Here is a 21,338-nt window from a genome sequence, read left to right on the forward strand (position 1 = left end):
GGGAGTTCCGCGGAGAAGTCGGTGTGTGACACTCCAGTCGATCGTTTCACGGGTCCGGCGGCTGAGGCGGCCGCGGACCCTCTCCTCCGGATCCGCGGGTTGCGCAAGAGGTTCGGAGGCACTGCCGCGCTGGCCGGGGTGGACCTCGACCTCCGGCGCGGCAGCATCCTCGCGCTGCTCGGGGAGAACGGCGCCGGCAAGTCCACGCTGATCAAGATCCTGGCCGGCGTCCACCACGCCGATGAGGGCCGGGTCACGGTAGGGGGTCATCCTCTTGGCACCGAGGCCGCCTCCCGCGCGATGTCCTTCATCCACCAGGACCTGGGTCTCGTCGAGTGGATGACCGTCGCCGAGAACATCGCCCTGGGCGCCGGCTACGCGCTCCGCCGCGGGATCATCTCCTGGCGCCGGACCCGTGACCGCTCGGTCGCGGCCCTCCGGGCCGTCGCCGCCGACATCGACCCCGACCGTCCGGTCACCGGCCTCACCCGCACCGAGCGGTCCCTCGTCGCAATCGCCCGCGCCCTGGCGACCGACGCCCAGGTCGTGATCCTCGACGAGCCGACGGCGAGCCTCCCGGCGACCGACTGCGCCCGCCTCTTCACGGTGCTGCGGACGCTGCGCGACCAAGGTCGCGGGATCATGTACGTCACCCACCGGCTCGACGAGGTCGCCGAGGTCGCCGACACCGTGGCGGTCCTCCGCGACGGGCACCTCGTCCGGTACGGGCCGGTCCCCGACGACCCCGACGGTTTGGTGCGCGACGTCGTGGGACGCGATCCCGGGCGCCATCGCCGTCGCGCCTCGCGGACCGGCGAGGTCGTGCTGGCGCTCGCGGGCGTACGCACGGAGCGGGCCGGGCCGGTGAGCCTCGAGCTGCGTGCCGGGGAGGTGCTCGGCCTGGTGGGCCTGACGGGCGCCGGCCACACCGATGTCGGCCGCGCGGCGGCCGGCATGTGCCCGGTCCTGAGCGGGGACGTCATCCTCGACGGCCGGGCCGTCGCGATCAGGTCGGCGTTCGCCGCCGTCACCGCCGGCATCGGCCTGGTGACCAGCGACAGAGCCGGGGCGGCCCCCCACCTGAGCGTCGGAGAGAACCTCCTGGCCAACCCGCGCGTCGGGGGGCTGTCCCCGGTGAGCCTGGTCGGGACCGGCAAAGAGCGCGCCGGCGCGAGCCGTCTGCTGGCGCGGTTCGGCGTACGCCCGCCGGACCCCGAGGCGCCGTTCGCGGCCCTGTCGGGCGGGAACCAGCAGAAGACCCTGATCGGGCGGTGGCTCGGGGTGCACCGGCGCGTCCTGGTGCTCGAGGAGCCGACCGCCGGCGTCGACGTCGCCGCCCGCGCGGAGATCTACCGGCTGCTGGACGACGCCCTGGCACGGGGCCTGGCCGTCCTCCTCGTCTCTAGCGACGTCGACGAGGTCGTACGCCTGTGCGACCGGGTCCTGGTGTTCACCCGCGGCGTGATGAGCGCCGAGCTGTCCGGTGAGGCTCTCACGGCCGCCACGGTCGTCCGTGCCGCGTCCGCGGGGCCCCTGTCGGGGAGGGCGGGGCGTTGACGGCCCCTCCGCGCCGTTCCCGTCGCTGGTCCGCCGCGCACCGGATCGGCAGCTACGGACTGCTCGCCCTGGGCATCGCGCTGTTCGCCGTGTTCTCGGTGACCCTGCCGGCGACCTTCCCTACGACGGCCACGATGACCTCGCTGTTGTCCAGCCATGCGATCCCAGCGGTGCTCGCCCTGGGCGCGATGATCCCCATCGTCGCCGGGAGGTTCGACCTGTCCATCGGCTATGGCCTGGGGCTGTGGCACGTGCTCATCCTCCAGCTGATGATCGTTGACGGCTGGCCGTGGCCGGCGGCGTGCGCGGCCGCGCTCGCCGGGGGCACCCTCATCGGCGCGATCAACGGGTTCCTCGTCGAGTTCGCGCAGATCGACTCGTTCATCGCCACCCTCGGCACCGGCAGCGTCATGTACGCCATCAGCGGGTGGACGACCCACGGGGGCCGGATCCTGCCCGGCCCGAGCGGCCTTCCCCTGGCCTTCACCGATCTGTACGACATGACGTTCCTCGGCGTGCCCCTGCCGACCTTCTACGTGCTGCTGCTCGCCGCCGTGCTCTGGCTCGTCCTGGAGCGCCTTCCCCTCGGCCGATACCTGTACGTCATCGGAGACAACCCGCGGGCGGCCGAACTCGTCGGCATCCCGACCCGCCGGTACATCGTCTACGCCTTCGCCGCGTCCGGGGTGATCACTGCGGCCGCCGGCGTCCTGCTCGCCGCCCAGCAGGAGATCGGTGATCCGAGCGTCGGGCTCGGATACCTGGTGCCCGCCTTCGTGGCCGCTCTGCTGGGCTCCACCGCGATCCGGCCGGGGCGGCCCAACGCCCTCGGCACTCTGGTGGCGGTCACGGTCCTGGCGATCGGCCTGGCGGGGATCGGCCAGCTCGGCGCGGAGTTCTGGGTGACGCCGCTGTTCAACGGCGTGACCCTCCTGATCGCGGTGGGGCTGGCCGGCTATTCCGCGCGTCGCCGCGAGCGCGCGCACGTACGGCCGGGCGCGGCACCGCCGGGTCCCTCCGGAGGAGAGGGCGAATCGGCCACGAGCGCGCCGCCCGCCAGGCGGGCGTCTCCGAAGGGGAAGGCGTCTCCGGAGGGGAGGGCGTCGCCCGCGCCGCCGTCCGGGGAGGGGAGCGCACGTGAACCGCGTACCTGAGCGCGTTCAGCGCGCGCCGGCGGCGGTGATCGCGTTCATCCTGCTCATCCTCCTCGTCCTGCTCGGCTGCGAGCGGCGGCCGACCGCTCCGGGGAACGGCTCATCGGTCGGCGGGTGCCCCCCAGTGCTCCAGGCGGCGAGACAGGCCGTCGCGCGCGCCGAGGCAGCGGGGGCGGCGTGGGACGGTCCCACCACCGGTCCGCGGGCGGTCCCCGGCAAGCGCATCGTCGTGGTCGCCGAGACCATGACCAATCCGGGCGTGGCCGGGGTCGCCCGGGCCGTCCAGAGGGCGGGGCGCTCGATCGGCTGGGACGTCCGGATCCTCGACGGCCAGGGTGGCCCCGCGGGCATCAAGACGGCGTTCGGCGAGGCGATCGCCCTTCAGCCGTCCGGGATCGTGATCGCTGGTTTCGACCCCGCCTCTGCGGCCCAGGAGGTCGGCCGGGCCAACGCGGCGGGCATCCAGCTCATCGGCTGGCACGCGATCGCCGCGCCGGGCCCGAGCGTCGCGCCCCGGCTCTTCACCAACGTCACGACCCGGGTCGAGGACGTCGCCCGGATCAGCGCCGACTGGGTTATCGCCGGGTCGAACGGCCGGGCCGGCGTCGTGATCTTCACCGACTCCTCGGTCCCGTTCGCGGAGCGGAAGTCCCAGCTGATCAAGCAGCGGGTGCTGGCCTGCGCCGACGTGAAGCTGCTCGCCTACGAGAACATCCCGATCCCGGACTCGACCAGCCGTACCCCTCAGGAGGTGGCCTCTCTCCTGGCCCGCTTCGGCGACCGCTGGACCCACTCGGTCGCGATCAACGATCTCTATTTCGCCGACGCGGCGCCCGCCCTGCGGGCCGGTGGCAGGAGGGGCGACGGCGCGCCGTACTCGATCGGCGCGGGTGACGGCGATCCCTCGGCGTTCGCGCGGATCCGGAACCGGCACTACCAGGCGGCGACCGTGCCGGAACCCCTCGATCAGCAGGGCACCCAGATCATCGACGAGTTCAACCGTGCGTTCGCCGGCCGGCCCCCGAGCGGCTACGTCGCACCGGTGCACCTGGCCACCGTCCGCAACGTCGACGAAAGAACCTCCTGGAACCCGAAGGGCTACCAGGAGGCGTACCGGCGGATCTGGGGCGCGTGACACGTACGGCCCGGTCGGCCCGATCGCCGGAATCGATACGCTGGTACCCCCATCGGGAGGTGAGACCCATCGGCGCACTTCGGCGGATCGTCGTCATCGGCACCGGACTGATCGGCACGTCCGTGGCCCTCGCGCTGCGCGAGCGCGGCGTCGAGGTGTCGCTCACCGACCGCGACCCGGCGTCCGTGCGCCTGGCGGCCGAGATCGGGGCGGGCACGCCGCTGCGCGCCGGGGACGAGCCGGCCGACGTGGCGGTGGTCGCGGTTCCGCCGGCGGCGGTCGCGGCGACCCTGCTGGACGCGCAGAAGCGCGGCCTGGCCCGCGTCTACACCGACGTCGCGAGCGTGAAGGCCCGGCCCCTGCGGGAGGCCGCCGAGCTGGGCTGCGACCTGACCTGTTTCGTCGCCGGGCATCCGCTCGCCGGCAGTGAGCGCTCCGGGCCCGCCGCCGCCCGCGAGGACCTGTTCCTCGGCCGGCCCTGGGCGCTGTGCCCGACGGCCGACACCGATCCCGCCGCGCTCGAGACCGTGACGGCCCTGGCCCGCGCGTGCGGGGCCCAGACCGTCGTCGTGGACGCCGAGGAGCACGACCAGGCCGTCGCGCTGGTCTCCCACGCCCCGCACGTCGTCGCCGCCGCAGTCGCCGCCCGCCTGGAGCAGGCCCCGAAGGTCGCGCTGGGCCTCGCCGGCCAGGGCGTGCGCGACGTCACGCGCATCGCGGCCGGCGACCCGGAGCTGTGGATCGGCATCCTCGGCTCGAACGCCCTGCCGGTGGCCGAGGTGATCGAAGAAGTCGCCGCCGATCTGACCTCCACCGCCGCCGCGCTGCGCGAGGGCGCCGGACCGGGCGTCTCCGACCTCCTAGAACGCGGCGGCACGGGCCGCCGCCGGCTGCCCGGCAAGCACGGCGGGCGGCCGGGGGCCTACACCGTCGTGTCCGTGCTCATCCCCGACCGGCCCGGCGAGCTCGCGCTGCTGTTCCAGGCGGCGGGCGTCGCCGGGGTCAACATCGAGGACGTCACGATCGAGCACTCGCCCGGCCGGCCGGTCGGTGTGGTCGAGCTCAGCGTCGATCCGTCGACGGCGCAGCGGCTGGCCGAGGAACTGCGGGCCCGGGGCTGGTCCGTCCCCGGCTGACCGTCCCGCGCCCGCCGTCGGCGGGCGCGCGGCGCAGCAGCAGCGCGACCCGTACGGCGCCGATGACGACCATGGCGGTGATCGGGAGGAAGGCGACCTGGAAGGCGCCGGCGTTGTAATGACCGCCGGTGGCGTCGAGGAGCATGCCGGCGCTGAGCGATCCGGTCACGGCGGCCGAGAAGCCTCCGACGTTGACGAGCCCCGAGGCGATTCCGCCGCGGTGCGGGGGGTTGGCGTCGCGGGCGAAGTCGAAGGCGAGCATGGACGCGGCGCTGCCGACGGCGCTGATCAGCACGAGTCCCCCTGCCAGCGGTCCGGGCAGGTGGCCGCCGGGCCAGGTGATCGCGATGAGCCAGGCGACGGCGAGGACGGCGGTGACGCCGATGATCAGCCGGCCGCGAAGGTCAGGGCGACGACCGCCGAGCCAGCCGATCAGGGGCGCGGCGACCATGGGCGTCGCCGCGCCGGCCGTCAGGACGAGCCGGGCCGTCCCGGGTGCCATCCCGAGCCCCTCGACCAGGTACGGGTAGCCCCACAGCGTGGCGAGCACCATGAAGGACGACATGGTGGCGAAGTGCGTCCACAGCCCGGCGCGGGTGCCGCGTGCCGCGAACACGGCCCGGAGGTCGGCCCGGACGGAGGTGCGGGCGATGGAACGTTCCATGGGGCCGCCCGGGTGGTCGCGCACCCACCACACGACGATCGACAGCAGGCCGCTCACCAGCCCCACCCCGAGGAAGGTCGGGGTCCAGCCGAACGCCCGCAGCGCGGCGGACAGCGGCGCGGTGCCGACGATCTGCCCCAGCGCGCCCGTCATCCCGGTCAGCGCGATGAGCAGGGTGAACCTCCGGCGGGGGAACCATGAGGCGATCAGGCGGATCACGTTGATGAACGTGAGGGCGTCACCCAGCCCCACCAGCGCCCGGCCGAGGACCGCCAGCGGCATCGTGGTCGCGAACGCGAAGAGCGCCTCGCCGAGCGCCATGATGAGGAGGGCGATGCCGAGCATCCGCCGGGGCCCGAAGCGGTCGGCCATGACCCCGCTCGGGATCTGCATGGCCATGTAGACGCCGAGCTGCAGGATCGCGAACGTCGACAGGGCGGTCGCGTCGACGCCGAAGCGCTGCTGGGCGGCGAGCGAGGCGACGCCCAGGCTGGTCCGGTGGAAGAAGGCCGTGAGGTAGACCGCCGCGGCGACGGCCCAGACACTCCAGGCCCGGCGTCCGCCGAGCGGGTGTCCGGTGGCAATCGGCGCGGAGGAGATCGTACGGGGGGCGGTGAGAACCGCGGGATTCAACGGGGGCCTTCCTGGGGGTGTTGATGGTGGTGCGCGGTCACGCGTGCTCGCGCACGGCCGTCACCGCGGTCTGCAGGTGACGGTGGATCGCACTGCGGATCCGCCGGCGGTCGCCCGACCGCACGGCCTCGAGGATCTCGCCGTGTTCGTGGATCGCGGACGCCGTACGGTCCGGGTCGTCCGCGGTGAGCCGGGCCATGCGCAACTGGCGGTCGCGCAGGGCGTCGTACAGCTGGATGATGATCTCGTTGCCCGCCGCCGCGACGATCGCCCGGTGGAAGCAGCGGTCGGCGCGGGCGAACTCCTGGGCGTTCCCGGCCTCGGCGTGCTCTCGCATCGCCTCGAGGAACTCCGTGAGCTCGGTGATCAGCGCCGGGTCGAGCGACGCCTTGCCGGCGGCGAAGGTCTCCACGAGCTCCCGCGTCTCGAGCACGTCGGAGATCTCCTTGGGGGAGACCGGCAGCACCAGCGCGCCCCGCTTGGGATAGAGGCGCACCAGCCCCTCGGCCTCCAGACGGAGGAGGGCCTCGCGGACGGGGGTACGGGACACCCCGACCGCAGTGGCGATCTCACCCTCGCTGAGCAGCGCGCCACCCGGGTAGGCGCGGTCGAGGATGGCCTGCTTGACATGGTCGTACGCCCGGGAGGTGGCTGAGGTCATCTTGTATCTATGTTACATACAAGTCGTATGCGATCTCCTCGGGGGTCCGGACCGCGGCTCCGGCGGCCCGGCCGCAGCGGGACCCCGGTACCGGTAGCCTCATTCGTTGGCCGGTCGGTATGTAGATAAGGAAGCGAACGTGACGCTCGTCATCGCCATGGACGGTCCATCCGGGTCGGGTAAGTCCAGCGTCTCCAAAGGCGTGGCGCGCGCCCTCGGGCTGCGCTATCTCGACACGGGCGCGATGTACCGCGCCATGACCTGGTGGATGCTCCGCGAGGACGTGCCGGTCGACGACCCGGCCGCGGTCGCCGCCCGGGCGGGCGAGCCCGTACTGGTCTCCGGCACCGACCCGGCCGCACCGACGATCATTGTCGACGGCGCCGACGTGTCCGGCCCGATCCGCGGGTCGGAGGTCACCGGCGCGGTGAGCGCCGTGGCGGCCGTCCCGGCCGTCCGCGAGCGACTGGTCGCCCTGCAGCGCGAGATCATCGGCACGGGCGGTATCGTCGTCGAGGGCCGCGACATCGGCACCGCCGTCGCGCCGGACGCCCAGGTCAAGATCTACCTCACCGCGAGCGCGGAGGCGCGGGCGCAGCGCCGCAACGCCGAGGTCACCGGGGCCACGATCGCCGCGACCCAGGCCGATCTGGCCCGCCGTGATCACCTCGACTCCACGCGCAAGGTCGACCCGCTCGCGCAGGCGGCCGACGCGATCGAGCTCGACACGACCAGCCTCGGCCTCGGTGAGGTCATCGAGGAGGTCCTGCGCATCGCGCGCAAGCACACCGTCGGCACCGACGGCGATTCGGCACGACAGGCGCGCTCCCGGGCAGGCGAGCCGCCCACGAGGAGCGAGACCAGTGAGTGAATTCCAGCATGCCGAGGCGATCGACGTCGCGGTCGAGCACGACGTCGCGCCGCCGCCGGTCGTGGCCGTCGTAGGACGGCCGAACGTCGGCAAGTCCACGCTGGTCAACCGCATCCTCGGCCGCCGTGAAGCGGTCGTCGAGGACGTCCCCGGTGTGACCCGCGACCGGGTCGCCTACGACGCCACCTGGAGCGGACGGCGATTCACCGTCGTCGACACCGGCGGTTGGCTGCCGAACGCCGAGGGCCTCGCGGCCGCCGTCGCCGACCAGGCGCGGCTCGCCGTCGACGCCGCCGACGTCGTGCTGTTCGTGGTGGACGCCACCGTCGGCTCGACCGACACCGACGAGGCCGTCGCCGACATCCTGCGGCGCGCCAAGAAGCCGGTCGTGCTGGCCGCCAACAAGGTCGACGACCCCCGGACCGAGGCGGACGCGACCACGCTGTGGTCGCTCGGCCTCGGCGAGCCGCTGGCCGTCTCGGCCCTGCACGGACGGGGCAGCGGTGACCTGCTGGACGCCGTCCTGGAGGCCCTGCCCGAGGAGGCGCCGCCGGAGACGTTCGGCGCCGCGGGCGGCCCGCGCCGGATCGCGCTGCTCGGCCGGCCCAACGTCGGCAAGTCCAGCCTGCTCAACAAGCTGGCGGGGGAAAATCGTGTGGTCGTCGACGCGGTCGCCGGCACCACCCGCGACCCGGTCGACGAGCTGATCGAGCTGGGCGGGCAGACCTGGCGGTTCATCGACACCGCCGGCATCCGCCGGCGCGCCCGCGAGAACCAGGGCGCCGACTTCTACGCGACGCTGCGCACCCGCTCGGCCCTGGAGCGGTCCGAGGTCGCGGTCGTGCTCGTGGACGCCAGCGAGCCCCTCGCCGAGCAGGACCTGCGGATCATCTCCATGGTGATCGAGTCCGGCCGCGCACTCGTCCTCGCGTTCAACAAGTGGGACCTCGTGGACGAGGAGCGCCGGCACTACCTCGACCGGGAGATCGACCGGCAGCTCCACCACGCCCGCTGGGCCCCGCGCGTCAACATCTCGGCCCGTACGGGACGGCACGTGGAGAAGCTCGTCCCGGCCATCGAGACGGCCCTGGCCGGCTGGGGGGAGCGGGTGCCGACGGGCCGGCTCAACTCCTTCATGACCGACCTGGTCGCCGCCAAGCCGCACCCGGTGCGGGGCGGCAAGCAGCCGAAGATCCTCTTCGCCACCCAGGCGAGCGTGCAGCCGCCGAAGTTCGTGCTGTTCACGTCGGGCTTCCTGGAGGCCGGATACCGCCGCTTCGTCGAACGCCGGCTCCGCGAGGACTTCGGCTTCGAGGGCACCCCGATCGACATCGGCATGAAGATCAGGGAGAAGCGCCAGCGCAAGTAGTGTCCTGCCGACATGGGGTCACCGCACGCATCAGCCGGCTTCGTCATCCGCGCCTACGGGGACCGGCTGGGTGCTGCCGGTTCGGCCGTGGGCCGGTGCCCGGCGGTCGGCCCTTGAGCAGCCGTAGTAGAGGAGCGTCGCTACGACGAGGCCGATGATCCAGGAGATGTCGGCGCCGCCGAGACGCTTGACCATCGGGCCGGTGTACAGCGGAGTGCTGATGAACGGGATCTGCGCTGCGATGGCGATCAGGTAGGTGACGATGGCGGCCCGGTTGACCAGACCGTACGTGCCGCGGATCTTGAACAGTTCGCCGATGTCGTAGTGACCGCGGCGGATGACGTAGTAGTCGGTGAGGTTGATCGCGGTCCAGGGCACCAGCAGGTACAGCAGGAACAGCGTGATGTCCTGGACGGTGGTGAGGATGTGCCCCTTGGCCAGCAGGGTCGCGACGGTGACCAGCACTGAGGTGACGAGGATGAAGACGGTCCGGACGCGGGCGTTCGCGGCGCCGTGGCCTCTGGCGGAGATCGCGCTCATCGCGGTGAGGTACATGCCGTAGTTGCCGTACACGCCGGCGGGGATGATCCCGATGATGATGGCGAGCAGGATGCCCGAACCCAGGCCGGGGACCTGGTGGCTGAGCATGCCGATGGCGTCGTCGCCGACCTGTCGCGCGCCGATGGTCGCGGCCATGGCGCCGAGGATCATCACCCAGGACGCGCCCAGGGCGGAACCGGCGTACGTCCAGAGGAACGTGGTGCGGGGCGGCGTGTTCTCCGGCATGTAGCGGGAGTAGTCCGACACGTACGGCGCCCAGGTGAGTTGCCAGGACACGAAGATCGAGATCGCGAGAAGGATCGTGCTGAACGTCGGCGCGTGGCCGCTGGGCAGGTGCGCGGGCAGATGGGAACCGAGCGCGAAGGTGAGGATCACGAACACGACCGCGGACACCACGCTGACGACCCGGGTGGACAGGTGGATGAAGTTGTACCCGACGATCGCGATGACCGCGGGGATCGCGACTTGGATGATCACCGAGGCGGTCAGGGGGATGTGCGCCCAGTGGGCCAGGGCCTGACCGGTGATCACACCACCTTCGATTTGGAAGCCCAGGTACATGACGAGCACCATCACGGCGGGTAGCAGGGCACCGAGGAACCCGAACTGAGCTCGGCTCTGGATCATCTGCGGGATGCCGAGGCGGGGTCCCTGGATGGAGTGGTAGGCCATGAACAGGCCGCCGACGAGGTTGCCGACCACGATGGTGGCGATCGCCCAGGTCAGGTTCAGCCCGACGGTCACCGCGAGAACGCCGGTCACGAAGGCGGTGATCTGGACGTTGCTGGAGAACCAGATCGTGAACAGGTGCCAGGGTTTGCCGTGGCGTTCCTCGGCGGGGATGTAGTCGATGGAGTGCTGCTCGATGGCGTCGGTGAACGTCTGGGCGCGATCCATGGTCAGGTCTCCTGGGGGACGATGGCGGGGTCCGCGGCGGCGCGGGCGATGGCGGACAGAGCCTGAATTTCCTGCGAGTCGTCTGGAACCGGGGCGTCCTCGGCGGAGAACTTCGCGACCAGCACGTCGGCTACCGGGTCGAGCCAGAGGTACTGGCCGAAGATGCCGACGGCGTAGAAGCCGCCGTGCTCGTCGCCCGGGATTCGCCACTGGTTCTTGTAAGTGCCGTGCCGGGCCGCACCGGGTTCCCCGCCGGTGTCGACCCGGCCCCCGCGGCGGGTGTCCTCGATCCAGGAAGCCGGGATGACGGACCGGCCGTCGCGGTATCCGCGGTCGAGCACGAGGCGCCCGAACCTGGCCAGGTCCCGGAGCCGCATCCCCATCCCCGCGCACGCGTAGGGAGTGCCGAACTCGTCGACGGTGATGAAGGCGTCGGCTTCGGCGCCGATCCGCGACCAGATGGAACGCGTCATCAACTCCCGGTAGTCCAGGCCCGCGGCGCGTTCGAGAACCCAGGCGAGAACGTCGGTGGTGCCGGAGCAGTACTGGAAGCCCGCTCCGTGTACGCCGGCACCGCGGAGCCCTGCCAGGAACCGGCGGGTTCCCGCGACGTCACCCGGCCGGCGGGGCCGCCACCCCGCCGCGCGATCGCCCGCGTGAACCTCCGCGCCCGGGTTCAGGTACGCCATGTCATAGTGCGGTGCCGCGGTCATGTCCAGGAGCTGCTGCACGGTGGCGCCGCCGAACGCGCCCCCGGCCAGCTCGGGCACGTACCGGGAGGTCGGCGAGGCCAGGTCGATGACGCCCGCCTCGACGAGGCACCCGGCGAGCATCCCGCAGAAGGACTTGGAGATCGACATGACGATGTGCCGCGTCGCAGGCGTGAAGTCGCCGAGGTAGCGCTCGAACACGATCTGCTCGCCGCGCATCACCAACAGCGCGTCCGCGTGGGTACGCGCCAGGAACTCGTCGCCGCTGATCTCCGCTCCTCCGGCCGACGGCAGGGCGAGGGCGCTCCAGTCCAGCGGCTCGTCGGCAAGGCCGAACTCACGCGTCGGTCCGTCACCACGCGACAGGAGAGCGCAGCGTACGAGCTGCTCCACGCGATGCAGGCCCTGGCGGTGGTAGGGCGGTGTCGCCCAGTTCTGCGGTGTCGCCTCTGGCAGGTGGCTGCGGTCGTCCCGATTCATGTCGACGATGGTGACTCCGGTCCATTCCTGTGTCCAAGACCTAATGTTCGGCCGTGTCCATGCCTCATAGGTATGATGTGCGCCCATGGAGCTACGTCACCTGCGTTACTTCCTGGCTGTGTCCGAGTGCGGGACGGTGACGGCGGCGGCCGCTCGGCTTCACGTGGCGCAGCCGGCGATCTCGCGGCAGTTGCACCGGCTGGAACGCGATCTCGGCGTGGCGTTGTTCACCCGCAACGGGCCACGCCTCGCGTTGACCCATGCTGGACGCCAGATGCGCGACGTCGCCGCCGACATCGTGACCAGGGCCGACCGGGCGACCATGGTCGCGCAACAGATGGCACGCGGACTGCTGACCCGTGTGGCGGTCGTCGCGGCGCCGACCACGATCGAGTACGTCTTGGCGCCGTTCGTGGCCACACTTTCCGCGAGCGACCCGTTCATCTCGGTCGACTCGGTCGCCCCCGATGCCGTTCACGAAGCGGTGCTGGCCGGTCACGATCTCGGCGTGGCCGCGACAGCGCCCCCGACCGGTCGGCTGGTCTGGACTCGTCTGACAAGTGTGCCGCTGCGCGCCTACGTCGCACCTGATCACTCATGGGCTCGCCGCCGGACGGTGCCGCTGGAGGAACTGGTGCGTGCGCCGCTTCTCATCCCGCCGGCCACCGACCCGACCCGCCTCGCGCTGGACGAAGCGGTCACCCGGGAACAACTGCGCTACGAGAGGTACGAGCAGATCGCCTGGCCGCCGCTGAGCCAAGCCCTTGCCGCGGCCGGGCGCGGCGTCTCGATCGTCACCAACCTCGAACGGTTCGGAGCCCACCCGATCTTCGTCACCGATCATCGCGGCGAGAAGGTTCTGCTGACCATTCATGCCTGCTGGGACCCGGACCACTACGCCGCGACCGCGCTGTCGGAACTCGCCACGCGACTGGCGGCCTTCGCCGACACCGAGGTGCGAGAGGCGGCTCACTCGGTCGCTTAGCCCGTCGAAATCGGGATCATCGTCCGTCGCGAGCCGGCGATGATCCCGACGTCACCGGACGCGGCGCGAACGGATCAGCGCCGGGGCTTGCGGCCGCGTCTGCGGGGGCCGGCGGTCGAGCAGGACAGCGACGGCGCCGGTGCGGCGGACCGGGGATCCGGCAGGCCGACGGTGGTCGGAACGAGCCGCGCCATCGCCGTGAGGTCGAAGACCCGGCGTACCATCCCCTCTTCCGGGATCGCCACGGACAGGGGGATCGACAGGGCGGTGCCGCGGCCATGGGCCCGCACGATGATGTGGAGGCCGGCCGAGTCGAGGAAGCGGGTGCCGGTCAGGTCGAGGACCATCTCCGAGACCCCGCTGTTCAGCAGGCGGAGCACCCGTTCCCGGATGGCCGGAGCGTTGACCACGTCGACCTCTTCCGGGAAGTGCACGACGGTGACGCCGGAGCTCTCCTCCACCTTCAGATCGACTGTGGACAGATGTCGCATCGCAGATTCCACCTCACGGCTGGCCGGGTTCGGGGGGCGATCGCGTGACCGACTGATTGACCAAAAGTCAGGAACACTGTGTCGCAATCGGAGCTCTACCCGTATAGCGCCGGGAGAATCCTAAAAAGTCCCTGGCCTGCGCATTTCGTCCGATGTGCCGTGCACGGCCCGGATAGGCCCGTACAGCCCGGCCCTCAGGACGACCGCCGGGCCCGCATCCTGCCGGCTGCCGGGTTTCGGCTGATGGAAGCCCCTGGCCGTGGCCGGGGTGGACATGCGTACGATCGGCGGACAGCCCCGAGCCGTCCGGCCACGCCGCGGCCCGAGATCGGAAGGACGTCACGCATGGCGCAGGAAGTACGCGGAGTCATCGCCCGGGCCAAAGGCGCGCCAGTGGAGATGACCACCATCCTCGTCCCGGACCCCGGCCCCGGTGAGGCGGTCGTGAAGGTGCAGGCCTGTGGTGTCTGCCATACGGACCTGCACTACCGCGAGGGCGGCATCAACGACGAGTTCCCCTTCCTGCTCGGCCATGAGGCGGCGGGTGTCGTGGAGTCGGTCGGCGACGGCGTCACCGACGTCGCGCCGGGCGACTTCGTGATCCTCAACTGGCGGGCGGTCTGCGGCCGGTGCCGCGCCTGCCGGCGCGGCCGCCCCTGGTACTGCTTCGACACGCACAACGCGACGCAGAAGATGACCCTCACCGACGGGACCGAGCTGTCGCCCGCCCTGGGCATCGGCGCGTTCGCCGACAAGACCCTGGTGGCCGCGGGCCAGTGCACCAAGGTCGATCCGGCCGCCTCACCTGCCGCCGCGGGACTGCTCGGCTGCGGGGTGATGGCGGGCCTCGGCGCCGCGATCAACACGGGCGGGGTCGGCCGCGGCGACTCGGTGGCCGTGATCGGCTGCGGCGGCGTCGGCAACGCGGCGATCGCCGGAGCGCGGCTGGCCGGCGCCGCGAAGATCATCGCCGTCGACATCGACGACCGGAAGCTCGACCAGGCGAAGAAGCTGGGCGCCACCCACGCGGTCAACTCCGCCCGCGAGGACGCCGTCACCGCGATCCGCGACCTGACCGGCGGCTTCGGCGCCGACGTCGTGATCGACGCCGTCGGCCGCCCGCAGACGTACGAACAGGCCTTCTACGCGCGCGACCTCGCCGGTACGGTCGTCCTCGTCGGCGTCCCCACCCCGGACATGCGCCTCGAGCTGCCGCTGCTGGACGTCTTCGGGCGCGGCGGCGCGCTGAAGTCCTCCTGGTACGGCGACTGCCTGCCCTCGCGGGACTTCCCGATGCTGATCGACCTGTACCTTCAGGGCCGGCTCGACCTGGACGCCTTCGTCTCCGAGACGATCCCGCTCGACGACGTCGAGGGTGCCTTCGAGCGCATGGGACGGGGCGAGGTCCTGCGGTCGGTGGTGACCCTGTGACCGCCCGCCTCGACCACATCGTCACCTCCGGGACCTTCTCTCTCGACGGCGGCACCTGGGACGTCGACAACAACGTCTGGATCCTCGGCGACGACGCCGAGGCCCTGGTGATCGACGCGGCTCACGACGCCGACGCGATCGCCGATGCGGTGGGCGACCGCCGGCTGGTCGCCGTCGTCTGCACCCACGCCCACGACGACCACATCGACGCGGCCCCGGCCCTGGCCGCCCGTACGGGGGCGCCGATCCTGCTGCACCCGTCCGACCGGCCGCTGTGGGATCTCACCCACCCGGACCGCGCCCCGGACGCGGAACTCGCCGACGGGCAGACGCTCCGCGTCGCGGGCACCGAGCTGACGGTGCTCCACACGCCGGGCCACAGCCCCGGCGCCGTCTGCCTGTACGCTCCGGCGCTCGGCGCGCTGTTCACCGGCGACACCCTCTTCCAGGGCGGCCCCGGGGCCACGGGACGGTCGTTCTCCGACTTCCCGACGATCATCGACTCGATCCGCGACCGCCTCCTCGTCCTGCCACCGGAGACCGTCGCCCACACCGGACACGGGGACGACACCACGATCGGCGCGGAGGCCCCGCACCTGGACGAGTGGATCGCCCGCGGCCACTGAACCGACGCCGAAGCCGGCCGGCCATCGATCGGACGGGCGTGCTCGCCGCCGCTTGCGGGGTGATGACACCGCCCCTCCCGGCTGCCCAAGATCGGCATATTCCCAGGTCAGAGGGGTTGTCATGATGGTATACCTCACACGTGCATAAGTTGAAATTTAAACTTATGCACGAGTAACGTCTTCCATGTCCCACCACCCAGGGACGCAGTCCCGGCGCCCTTCACCCACGAGGGCGCCGGGCCGACACAAGGAGATGACCATGAATCGGACCTTGGGACGGCGTGTCGCCACCGCGGCCGCCACACTCGCCGTGGCCGGCGGCGCCGCACTCGCACTCGGCGGGACCGCCTCCGCGGCGTCCGTCCAGGACGCGCACCGCACGACCGTCATCGCCCACTCGTCGGGCGTCGCCGTACACGGCGACAACCGCGACGACGACCGTTACCGCGACCATGGCGACGGCCGCCGCTGGGACGGCCGCCGCGTCTGGGAGGGCCACGGCCGGTACTGGTACGGAAGCGAGGGCCGGCGGTACCGCGTCATCGGCGACCGGCTCTACCACTGGAGCCACGGCACGTGGAGGCTCGTGACCTGGCACACGGGTCACGACGTCCACGACTTCCGCTGATCCCCGCCCAGACGGGAGCCCGCTCCGGGCGGCGCGCGACGCGACGCCCGGAGCGGTAGGCGGGGAACAGAGGAGGTCCAGTCAGACCCGGCACGGGAATCGCTCGGCGGCGGCGCCGAAGGGGAGCGCCACCGCCGAGCGGGACGTGCCGCACATCGCCGCTTCGACCCGCGGTGCCGGGGAGACGGAGCCGGGCCGGGCCCTCCATAGGGGAGAGGGCCTGGGGGACGGTCATCGACCGGGCGCCGGCTCCGGGAATCACCGCTGGCCTGTCTCGAAGTCACCGCTCAGGAGGACAGCGGGCTTCGAGACAGGCCCCAGGGCCGCGGCGGCCGCCGCCGGTCCGGAACCGGTCACGGCATGGGGGTGCCGGACCGGAACCGGGCCGGCGTTGCCCTTTGCGCCGGCCGGCGCGGGCGCTGTGCGGACGACTGAACGACGTCGGGGGTCGGTCAGCGCCAGACGACGGAGAGAGCGGGGGAGGCCGTGGCGGTCTCGATCGCGGCGCGGACCTCCTGGAGGGCGGCGATGACGTCGCTCTCCAGCTCCGGTGTGAGGCGTGACTTGGGGATCGAGCAGCTGAGCGCGTCGGTGACGGCCGCGTCGTAGCGCAGGGCGACGCCGACGCAGTACAGGCCGACGGTGTTCTCGCCGTCGTCGACGGAGTAGCCGCGCCGCCGGGTCTCGGCGAGGTCGGCGTGCAGGGCGTCTCGGTCGCAGAGGGTGTGCGGGGTCAGCCGTTCCGGCGCGGCGGGGAGCAGGGCGTCGATCTCATCGTCGGTGTGCTCGGCGAGGACCGCCTTGCCCAGGGACGTGGTGTGCACCGGCAGCCGCCGGCCGACGCGGCTGAACCGGCGGCGGTAGTGGTGGGACTCGCGGGTGGCGAGATAGACCATGTCCGTGCCGTCGAGCCGGGCGAAGTGCAGCGTCTCGCCGAGTTCGGTCGCGAGCGCGTCCAGGTGCGGCTTGAGCATGGCGAGCCGGGGGTCGTCGTCGAGGTAGGCGGTGCCGACGAGCAGGGCGCGGATGCCGATGGAGTACAGCGATCCGGTGGCGTCGGTGCGGACCCAGCCGCGGCCCACGAGGGTCTGCAGCAGGGCGTAGAGGCTGCTGCGGGGGATGTCGATCCGCTCGGCGAGGTCCTTGAGCGTCACCGCCCTACCCTGGAGTGCGGCGAGAGCCTCGAGGACCTCGATCGTCCGCCCGGCCGACTTCACATCGCGAACACCCCGCGGTTGCTCCGTGCTCACTGATCCCCTCCCCGCCGTCATGGCCGTCATCCTGTCATGTCCATATCGCGGGTGGATTGCGGCTTCTTGACGGACTTGCACTTTTATGTGCATAGTCTCCCAGCATAGATGCTGTCTACATATGGAGATGACGTGCACGATACGGACTCGGCCGTTGCAGCGCGCACGGCTGCGCTCCGCGCGGGGATGGACCGCGCGGTGCTGTCCTTTCCGCTGACGGCGTTCTCCGCAAGCGGCGATCTGGACCTCGGCGCGTATCGGGCTCTCCTGGAGCACCAGCTCGCCGCGTCGCCCGGCGCGCTGTTCGTCTGCTGTGGCACGGGCGAGTTCTTCAGCCTCGATCTGGAGGAGTACGCCGCCTGTGTGCGCGCCGCGGTCGAGCTGGCCCCGCCGGAGGTTCCCGTGGTCGCGGGGGCCGGGCACGGCGTCGCGCTGGCGACCCGGTACGTCAGGGCCGCCGAAGAGGCCGGGGCCGCCGCGGTCCTCCTCCTGCCGCACTACCTGACCGAGGCCCCGCAGGCGGGTCTCGCCGAGCACGTACGGCGGGTCGCCGCCGCGACCACCCTGCCGGTGGTCATCTATCACCGGGGACAGGCTCGGTACGCGGTGGACACCGTGACCGCCCTGGCGGCGGAGGTGCCGAACCTCGTCGGGCTCAAGGACGGCACCGGCGACATCGAACACTTCCAGGCGCTGCGGCTGGCGACGCCGCCGGACTTCCTGTTCTTCAACGGCGTGCCAACGGCCGAACTGCAGGCCCGTGCCTACGCGGCGATCGGGATCCCCGCCTACTCCTCGGCCGTGCACGCCTTCGCGCCGGAGATCGCCGGGGCGTTCCACACCGCGCTGCGCAGCGGTGACGAGGCGACCGCCGATCGCCTGCTCTCCGGCTTCTACCTGCCCCTGGCCCGGATCCGCGACCGGACGGCAGGGTACGCGGTGTCGCTCGTCAAGGCCGCGGCGCGGCTGCGCGGCCTGCCCGCCGGCCCCGTACGCCCGCCGCTCGCCGATCCCGGCCCCGAAGACCTGGCCGACCTCGAGCGCGTCCTCGCCGCCGGCCTCGAGCTGATCTGAGTCAGGAGTACTGATGAGCGACCTGCGCATCGCCGACGTGCGCGTCACCCCCGTCCTCGTCGAGGACCCGCCGCTGCTGAACCTGCAGGGCGTCCACCAGCCGTACACCCCGCGGGTGATCGTCGAGGTGGAGACCGAGGACGGCGTCGTGGGCCTGGGGGAGACCTACGGCGACGACGAGTACCTCGAACCCCTGCGGGCGGTGGCCGCGCTGCTGCCCGGCCGTTCGGTCGCGTCCTCCGAGAGCCTGTGGGAGATCGTGGCAGGGGCGCTCGACGCGAGCGCGGTGACCGGCTCGCTCACGGACGACCTGCAGGCCCGGCGGCTGTTCGGCCGGCAGAACCTCACCAAGCTGCACGCCATCGTCGTGTCGGCGTTCGAGGTCGCCTTCCTGGACGCCATGGGCCGGTCCCTCGGGCTGCCCGTGCACCAGTTGCTCGGCGGCAAGGTGCGCGACCGCGTCGACTTCGCCGGCTACCTCTTCTACAAGTGGGAGAAGCACCCGGTCGCCGGCGCGCCCGTCGACGACTGGGGCCTGGCCCTCGACCCGGAAGGCGTCGTCGCGCAGGCCCAGCGGATGATCGACCAGTACGGCTTCGGCTCGCTGAAGCTCAAGGGCGGCGTCTTCCCACCCGACGAGGAGATCGCCGCGACCCGGGCGCTGCGCGACGCGTTCCCCGGTGTTCCGGTGCGCCTCGACCCGAACGGCGCCTGGTCTGTGGACACCGGCACCCGCGTCGCCGAGGCCCTTCGCGACACCGTCGAGTACCTCGAGGACCCCTGCACGGGCGTCGAGGCCATGGCCGAGGTCCACCGCCGTACGGGAGTGCCGCTCGCCACCAACATGTGCGTCACCTCGATGCGGGAGATCCCCGAGGCGTTCCGCGCCAATGCCGTGCAGGTCGTCCTGTGCGACCACCACTTCTGGGGCGGTCTGCGCGCCACCCAGGCCCTCGCGCGGATCTGCGAGACGTTCGGCGTCGGCCTGTCCATGCACTCCAACACCCACCTGGGCATCAGTCTGGCGGCGATGACGCAGGCGGCCGCCTGCGCGCCCGGCCACCTCCACGCCTGCGACACGCACCGGCCGTGGCAGACCGACGACGTCATCACCGAGCCGCACGTGTTCCGCGACGGCGCGCTGACCGTCTCGGACGCGCCCGGCCTGGGCGTCGAACTCGACCGCGCCGCGCTCGCCCGCTACCACGAGCGCTGGCGTACCAGTGACGTGCGATCTCGCGACGACGTCGCCGCGATGCGGGTCGTCGACCCCGGCTGGAACGCCCCGTCGATCCCGCGCTGGTAGCACCCACCGTCTCCCGGCCGGCCGCGTCGGTCGGCCGGGTGGGCCCGTCCTGGGCCGCTCGTTCCCTTTCCCTTCTCACCTCCTCCTGGCGTTAACGGGCGTGCCGGTCGACGGCATGCCCGCTCTCCCTACCCCCCGGGAGTGCCGATGCACATCACCACCCACCTGCCGGACTGGGGCCTCGCCCTGCTCGCCCTGGCCGGCATCGCCGCCCTACTTCTCCTCGTCATCAAGATCCGTCTACACGCGGTCCTCGCCCTGCTCATCGTCAGCGTCGGCGTGGCGATCGCGGCGGGATTGCCGGTCAAGGACATTCCCGACGTCCTCGCCGGCGGCTTCGGCGACACACTCGGCTCCGTCGCCATCATCATCACCCTCGGCGCGATGCTCGGCCGGATGCTGGAGATGGCCAACGGCGCCGAAGTGCTGTCCCGTGCCATGATCCGCCGCTTCGGCGAGGACCGCGCGCCGCTCGCCATGGGCGTGACCGCCCTCATCTTCGGCATCCCGATGTTCGTCGACGCGGCATGGATCGTGCTGCTGCCGCTGATGTTCGCCGTCACCCGTACCTCGCGCAAACCGCTGATCGCCATCGCGCTGCCCGCCGTCGGCGCCCTGGCGATGACCAACGCGGTACTGCCTCCGCACCCCGGACCGGTGACCGCCGCCGGGCTGCTGCACGTGAGCCTCGGCTGGGTGACCGTCTTCGGCATCATCTGCGGGCTGCCCGCCTGGCTGCTGGGCAGCTACGCGTACGGCGTGTGGATCGGCCCGCGCATGAGCGAGGTGACGGTCCCGGAGGATCTGTCCGTCGCCGGTGAGGGCGGCACCACCCCGGACGAGAAGGGCGACGGACCCGGCTCTGCCGACGGCGGTGTCGCCGTGGCCGACCGGCGGACGACGGCGGTGGCCTCGCGGGCCGTCGAGAACCCGCCGTCGCTGGCGAGCGTGCTCGCGATCGTCCTGCTGCCGATGGTGTTGATCATGCTCAACACCTTCTCCACCGTGCTCCTGAAAGAGGGGTCCACGGCGCAGAACATCCTGGAGTTCGTCGGCGACCCGATCATCGCACTGGCGATCACGGTGCTCGGCGCGTTCTACATCTTCGGCGTACGGCGCGGGCTGAGCGGGAAGCACCTCGAACAGGCGGCGAACGCCTGCCTCGGGCCGATCGCCTCGGTGACGCTCGTCATCGGCGCGGGCGGGATGTTCGCGGCGGTGCTGAAGAAGACCGGCGTGGGCAGTGCCCTGGCACACCTGCTCGGCAACGCCGGAGTGCCGACGCTCGTCCTGGCGTTCGTGCTCGCCACCGCGCTGCGGGTGGCTCTCGGGTCCAAGACGGTCGCGATCGTCACCACCGCGCCCATCGTCGCGCCGCTCGCCGCCCAGTCGCACTTCGGTCAGGCACAACTGGCCCTCGTCGTCATCGCGATCGCCGCCGGGGGAACGGTGCTGTCGCACGTCAACGACGCCGGGTTCTGGCTGATGAACCGCTACTTCCGGCTGACCATCCCGCAGACGCTGAAGTCGTGGACGGTGATGGAGACGCTGATGGGCGTGACCGCCTTCCTGATCGCCCTGGTCATCAGCCTGTTCCTGTGACAGCACGCGCGGGGGCCGTTCACCGGCCCCCGCGCGCCGAGCTCCAGGCTCGACGTCGCCACGACGGCGGGCAGCCGCCCGGCCTTCAGCGACTCCTCGATGCCCCAGTGGTACAGA

General features: G+C 71.8%; 19 protein-coding genes. 13 read left to right on the forward strand and 6 right to left on the reverse strand.

Annotated elements, in window-relative coordinates:
• Nucleotides 1-99: 99 nt before the first annotated feature.
• The 4 genes from AB0I04_RS04345 to AB0I04_RS04360 are packed head-to-tail and all read left to right on the forward strand — an operon-like array spanning nt 100 to nt 4,982.
• Entirely contained in the window at nt 100-1,557 is a 1,458-nt protein-coding gene (locus AB0I04_RS04345) for a sugar ABC transporter ATP-binding protein (RefSeq protein ID WP_360878734.1), read from the forward strand.
• Entirely contained in the window at nt 1,554-2,711 is a 1,158-nt protein-coding gene (locus tag AB0I04_RS04350) for a hypothetical protein (protein ID WP_360878737.1), read from the forward strand. The genes AB0I04_RS04345 and AB0I04_RS04350 overlap by 4 nt, the downstream gene beginning before the upstream one ends.
• Nucleotides 2,695-3,846 carry a substrate-binding domain-containing protein gene (locus AB0I04_RS04355; protein ID WP_360878740.1) on the forward strand — a complete coding sequence of 384 codons (1,152 nt, stop codon included), beginning with the start codon at nt 2,695-2,697 and terminating at the stop codon, nt 3,844-3,846. Before AB0I04_RS04350 ends, AB0I04_RS04355 begins: the two co-directional genes overlap by 17 nt.
• Before the next feature lie 59 nt (nt 3,847-3,905).
• Nucleotides 3,906-4,982 (forward strand): prephenate dehydrogenase, encoded by a 1,077-nt coding sequence (locus AB0I04_RS04360; protein ID WP_360878743.1) that lies wholly within the window; start codon nt 3,906-3,908, stop codon nt 4,980-4,982.
• Here AB0I04_RS04360 and AB0I04_RS04365 read toward each other — a convergent pair.
• Together AB0I04_RS04365 and AB0I04_RS04370 are read right to left on the reverse strand one after the other, a co-directional pair.
• The gene (locus tag AB0I04_RS04365) at nt 4,909-6,279 is read right to left on the reverse strand and encodes an MFS transporter (protein ID WP_360878746.1); all 1,371 of its coding nucleotides are present in this window, start codon (nt 6,277-6,279) and stop codon (nt 4,909-4,911) included. The two genes, AB0I04_RS04360 and AB0I04_RS04365, sit on opposite strands and share 74 nt — an antisense overlap.
• Nucleotides 6,280-6,316: 37 nt before the next feature.
• Nucleotides 6,317-6,940, reverse strand: coding sequence for a GntR family transcriptional regulator (locus tag AB0I04_RS04370; protein ID WP_360878749.1), 624 nt, complete (start codon nt 6,938-6,940; stop codon nt 6,317-6,319).
• A gap of 157 nt (nt 6,941-7,097) precedes the next feature.
• On the opposite strand from AB0I04_RS04370, the gene cmk reads away from it, so the two are divergent.
• Together cmk and der are read left to right on the forward strand one after the other, a co-directional pair.
• Nucleotides 7,098-7,811: a (d)CMP kinase gene (gene cmk / locus AB0I04_RS04375; RefSeq protein WP_360878838.1), complete on the forward strand. Its 714-nt coding sequence runs from the start codon at nt 7,098-7,100 to the stop codon at nt 7,809-7,811.
• A 19-nt stretch (nt 7,812-7,830) separates the two neighbouring features.
• Nucleotides 7,831-9,180: a ribosome biogenesis GTPase Der gene (gene der / locus AB0I04_RS04380; RefSeq protein ID WP_360878841.1), complete on the forward strand. Its 1,350-nt coding sequence runs from the start codon at nt 7,831-7,833 to the stop codon at nt 9,178-9,180.
• A 30-nt stretch (nt 9,181-9,210) separates the two neighbouring features.
• Here the strand turns inward: der and AB0I04_RS04385 are convergent, their stop codons facing one another.
• Nucleotides 9,211-10,638, reverse strand: coding sequence for a cytosine permease (locus tag AB0I04_RS04385; RefSeq protein WP_360878752.1), 1,428 nt, complete (start codon nt 10,636-10,638; stop codon nt 9,211-9,213).
• A gap of 2 nt (nt 10,639-10,640) precedes the next feature.
• Complete coding sequence (locus AB0I04_RS04390) at nt 10,641-11,828, reverse strand: serine hydrolase (RefSeq protein WP_360878755.1); 1,188 nt, start codon at nt 11,826-11,828, stop codon at nt 10,641-10,643.
• 85 nt (nt 11,829-11,913) lie between these two features.
• On the opposite strand from AB0I04_RS04390, the gene AB0I04_RS04395 reads away from it, so the two are divergent.
• Nucleotides 11,914-12,813 carry a LysR family transcriptional regulator gene (locus tag AB0I04_RS04395; RefSeq protein ID WP_360878758.1) on the forward strand — a complete coding sequence of 300 codons (900 nt, stop codon included), beginning with the start codon at nt 11,914-11,916 and terminating at the stop codon, nt 12,811-12,813.
• Between the two features lie 74 nt (nt 12,814-12,887).
• On the opposite strand, the gene AB0I04_RS04400 is transcribed toward AB0I04_RS04395, so the two are convergent.
• On the reverse strand, nt 12,888-13,304 hold the full coding sequence (locus tag AB0I04_RS04400; RefSeq protein ID WP_360878761.1) for an STAS domain-containing protein: 417 nt from the start codon (nt 13,302-13,304) through the stop codon (nt 12,888-12,890).
• A 345-nt stretch (nt 13,305-13,649) separates the two neighbouring features.
• On the opposite strand from AB0I04_RS04400, the gene AB0I04_RS04405 reads away from it, so the two are divergent.
• The 3 genes from AB0I04_RS04405 (at nt 13,650) to AB0I04_RS04415 (ending at nt 15,989) form a co-directional block, all read left to right on the forward strand.
• Nucleotides 13,650-14,735: an S-(hydroxymethyl)mycothiol dehydrogenase gene (locus AB0I04_RS04405; RefSeq protein WP_360878764.1), complete on the forward strand. Its 1,086-nt coding sequence runs from the start codon at nt 13,650-13,652 to the stop codon at nt 14,733-14,735.
• The gene (locus AB0I04_RS04410) at nt 14,732-15,361 is read left to right on the forward strand and encodes an MBL fold metallo-hydrolase (protein WP_360878767.1); all 630 of its coding nucleotides are present in this window, start codon (nt 14,732-14,734) and stop codon (nt 15,359-15,361) included. The genes AB0I04_RS04405 and AB0I04_RS04410 overlap by 4 nt, the downstream gene beginning before the upstream one ends.
• A 259-nt stretch (nt 15,362-15,620) precedes the next feature.
• Nucleotides 15,621-15,989: a hypothetical protein gene (locus AB0I04_RS04415; RefSeq protein WP_360878770.1), complete on the forward strand. Its 369-nt coding sequence runs from the start codon at nt 15,621-15,623 to the stop codon at nt 15,987-15,989.
• A 452-nt stretch (nt 15,990-16,441) separates the two neighbouring features.
• On the opposite strand, the gene AB0I04_RS04420 is transcribed toward AB0I04_RS04415, so the two are convergent.
• Nucleotides 16,442-17,239: an IclR family transcriptional regulator gene (locus tag AB0I04_RS04420; RefSeq protein ID WP_360878774.1), complete on the reverse strand. Its 798-nt coding sequence runs from the start codon at nt 17,237-17,239 to the stop codon at nt 16,442-16,444.
• A 132-nt stretch (nt 17,240-17,371) separates the two neighbouring features.
• On the opposite strand from AB0I04_RS04420, the gene AB0I04_RS04425 reads away from it, so the two are divergent.
• The 3 genes from AB0I04_RS04425 to AB0I04_RS04435 all read left to right on the forward strand — a co-directional run bounded on the left by AB0I04_RS04425 (nt 17,372) and on the right by AB0I04_RS04435 (nt 21,221).
• On the forward strand, nt 17,372-18,313 hold the full coding sequence (locus AB0I04_RS04425; RefSeq protein WP_360878777.1) for a 5-dehydro-4-deoxyglucarate dehydratase: 942 nt from the start codon (nt 17,372-17,374) through the stop codon (nt 18,311-18,313).
• Nucleotides 18,314-18,326: 13 nt separating this feature from the next.
• Entirely contained in the window at nt 18,327-19,619 is a 1,293-nt protein-coding gene (locus AB0I04_RS04430) for an enolase C-terminal domain-like protein (protein WP_360878780.1), read from the forward strand.
• 147 nt (nt 19,620-19,766) lie between these two features.
• Entirely contained in the window at nt 19,767-21,221 is a 1,455-nt protein-coding gene (locus AB0I04_RS04435) for an SLC13 family permease (RefSeq protein ID WP_360878783.1), read from the forward strand.
• Nucleotides 21,222-21,338: the final 117 nt, after the last annotated feature.

Source organism: Actinoallomurus sp. NPDC050550, assembly GCF_040655075.1.
Classification (GTDB): domain Bacteria; phylum Actinomycetota; class Actinomycetes; order Streptosporangiales; family Streptosporangiaceae; genus Actinoallomurus.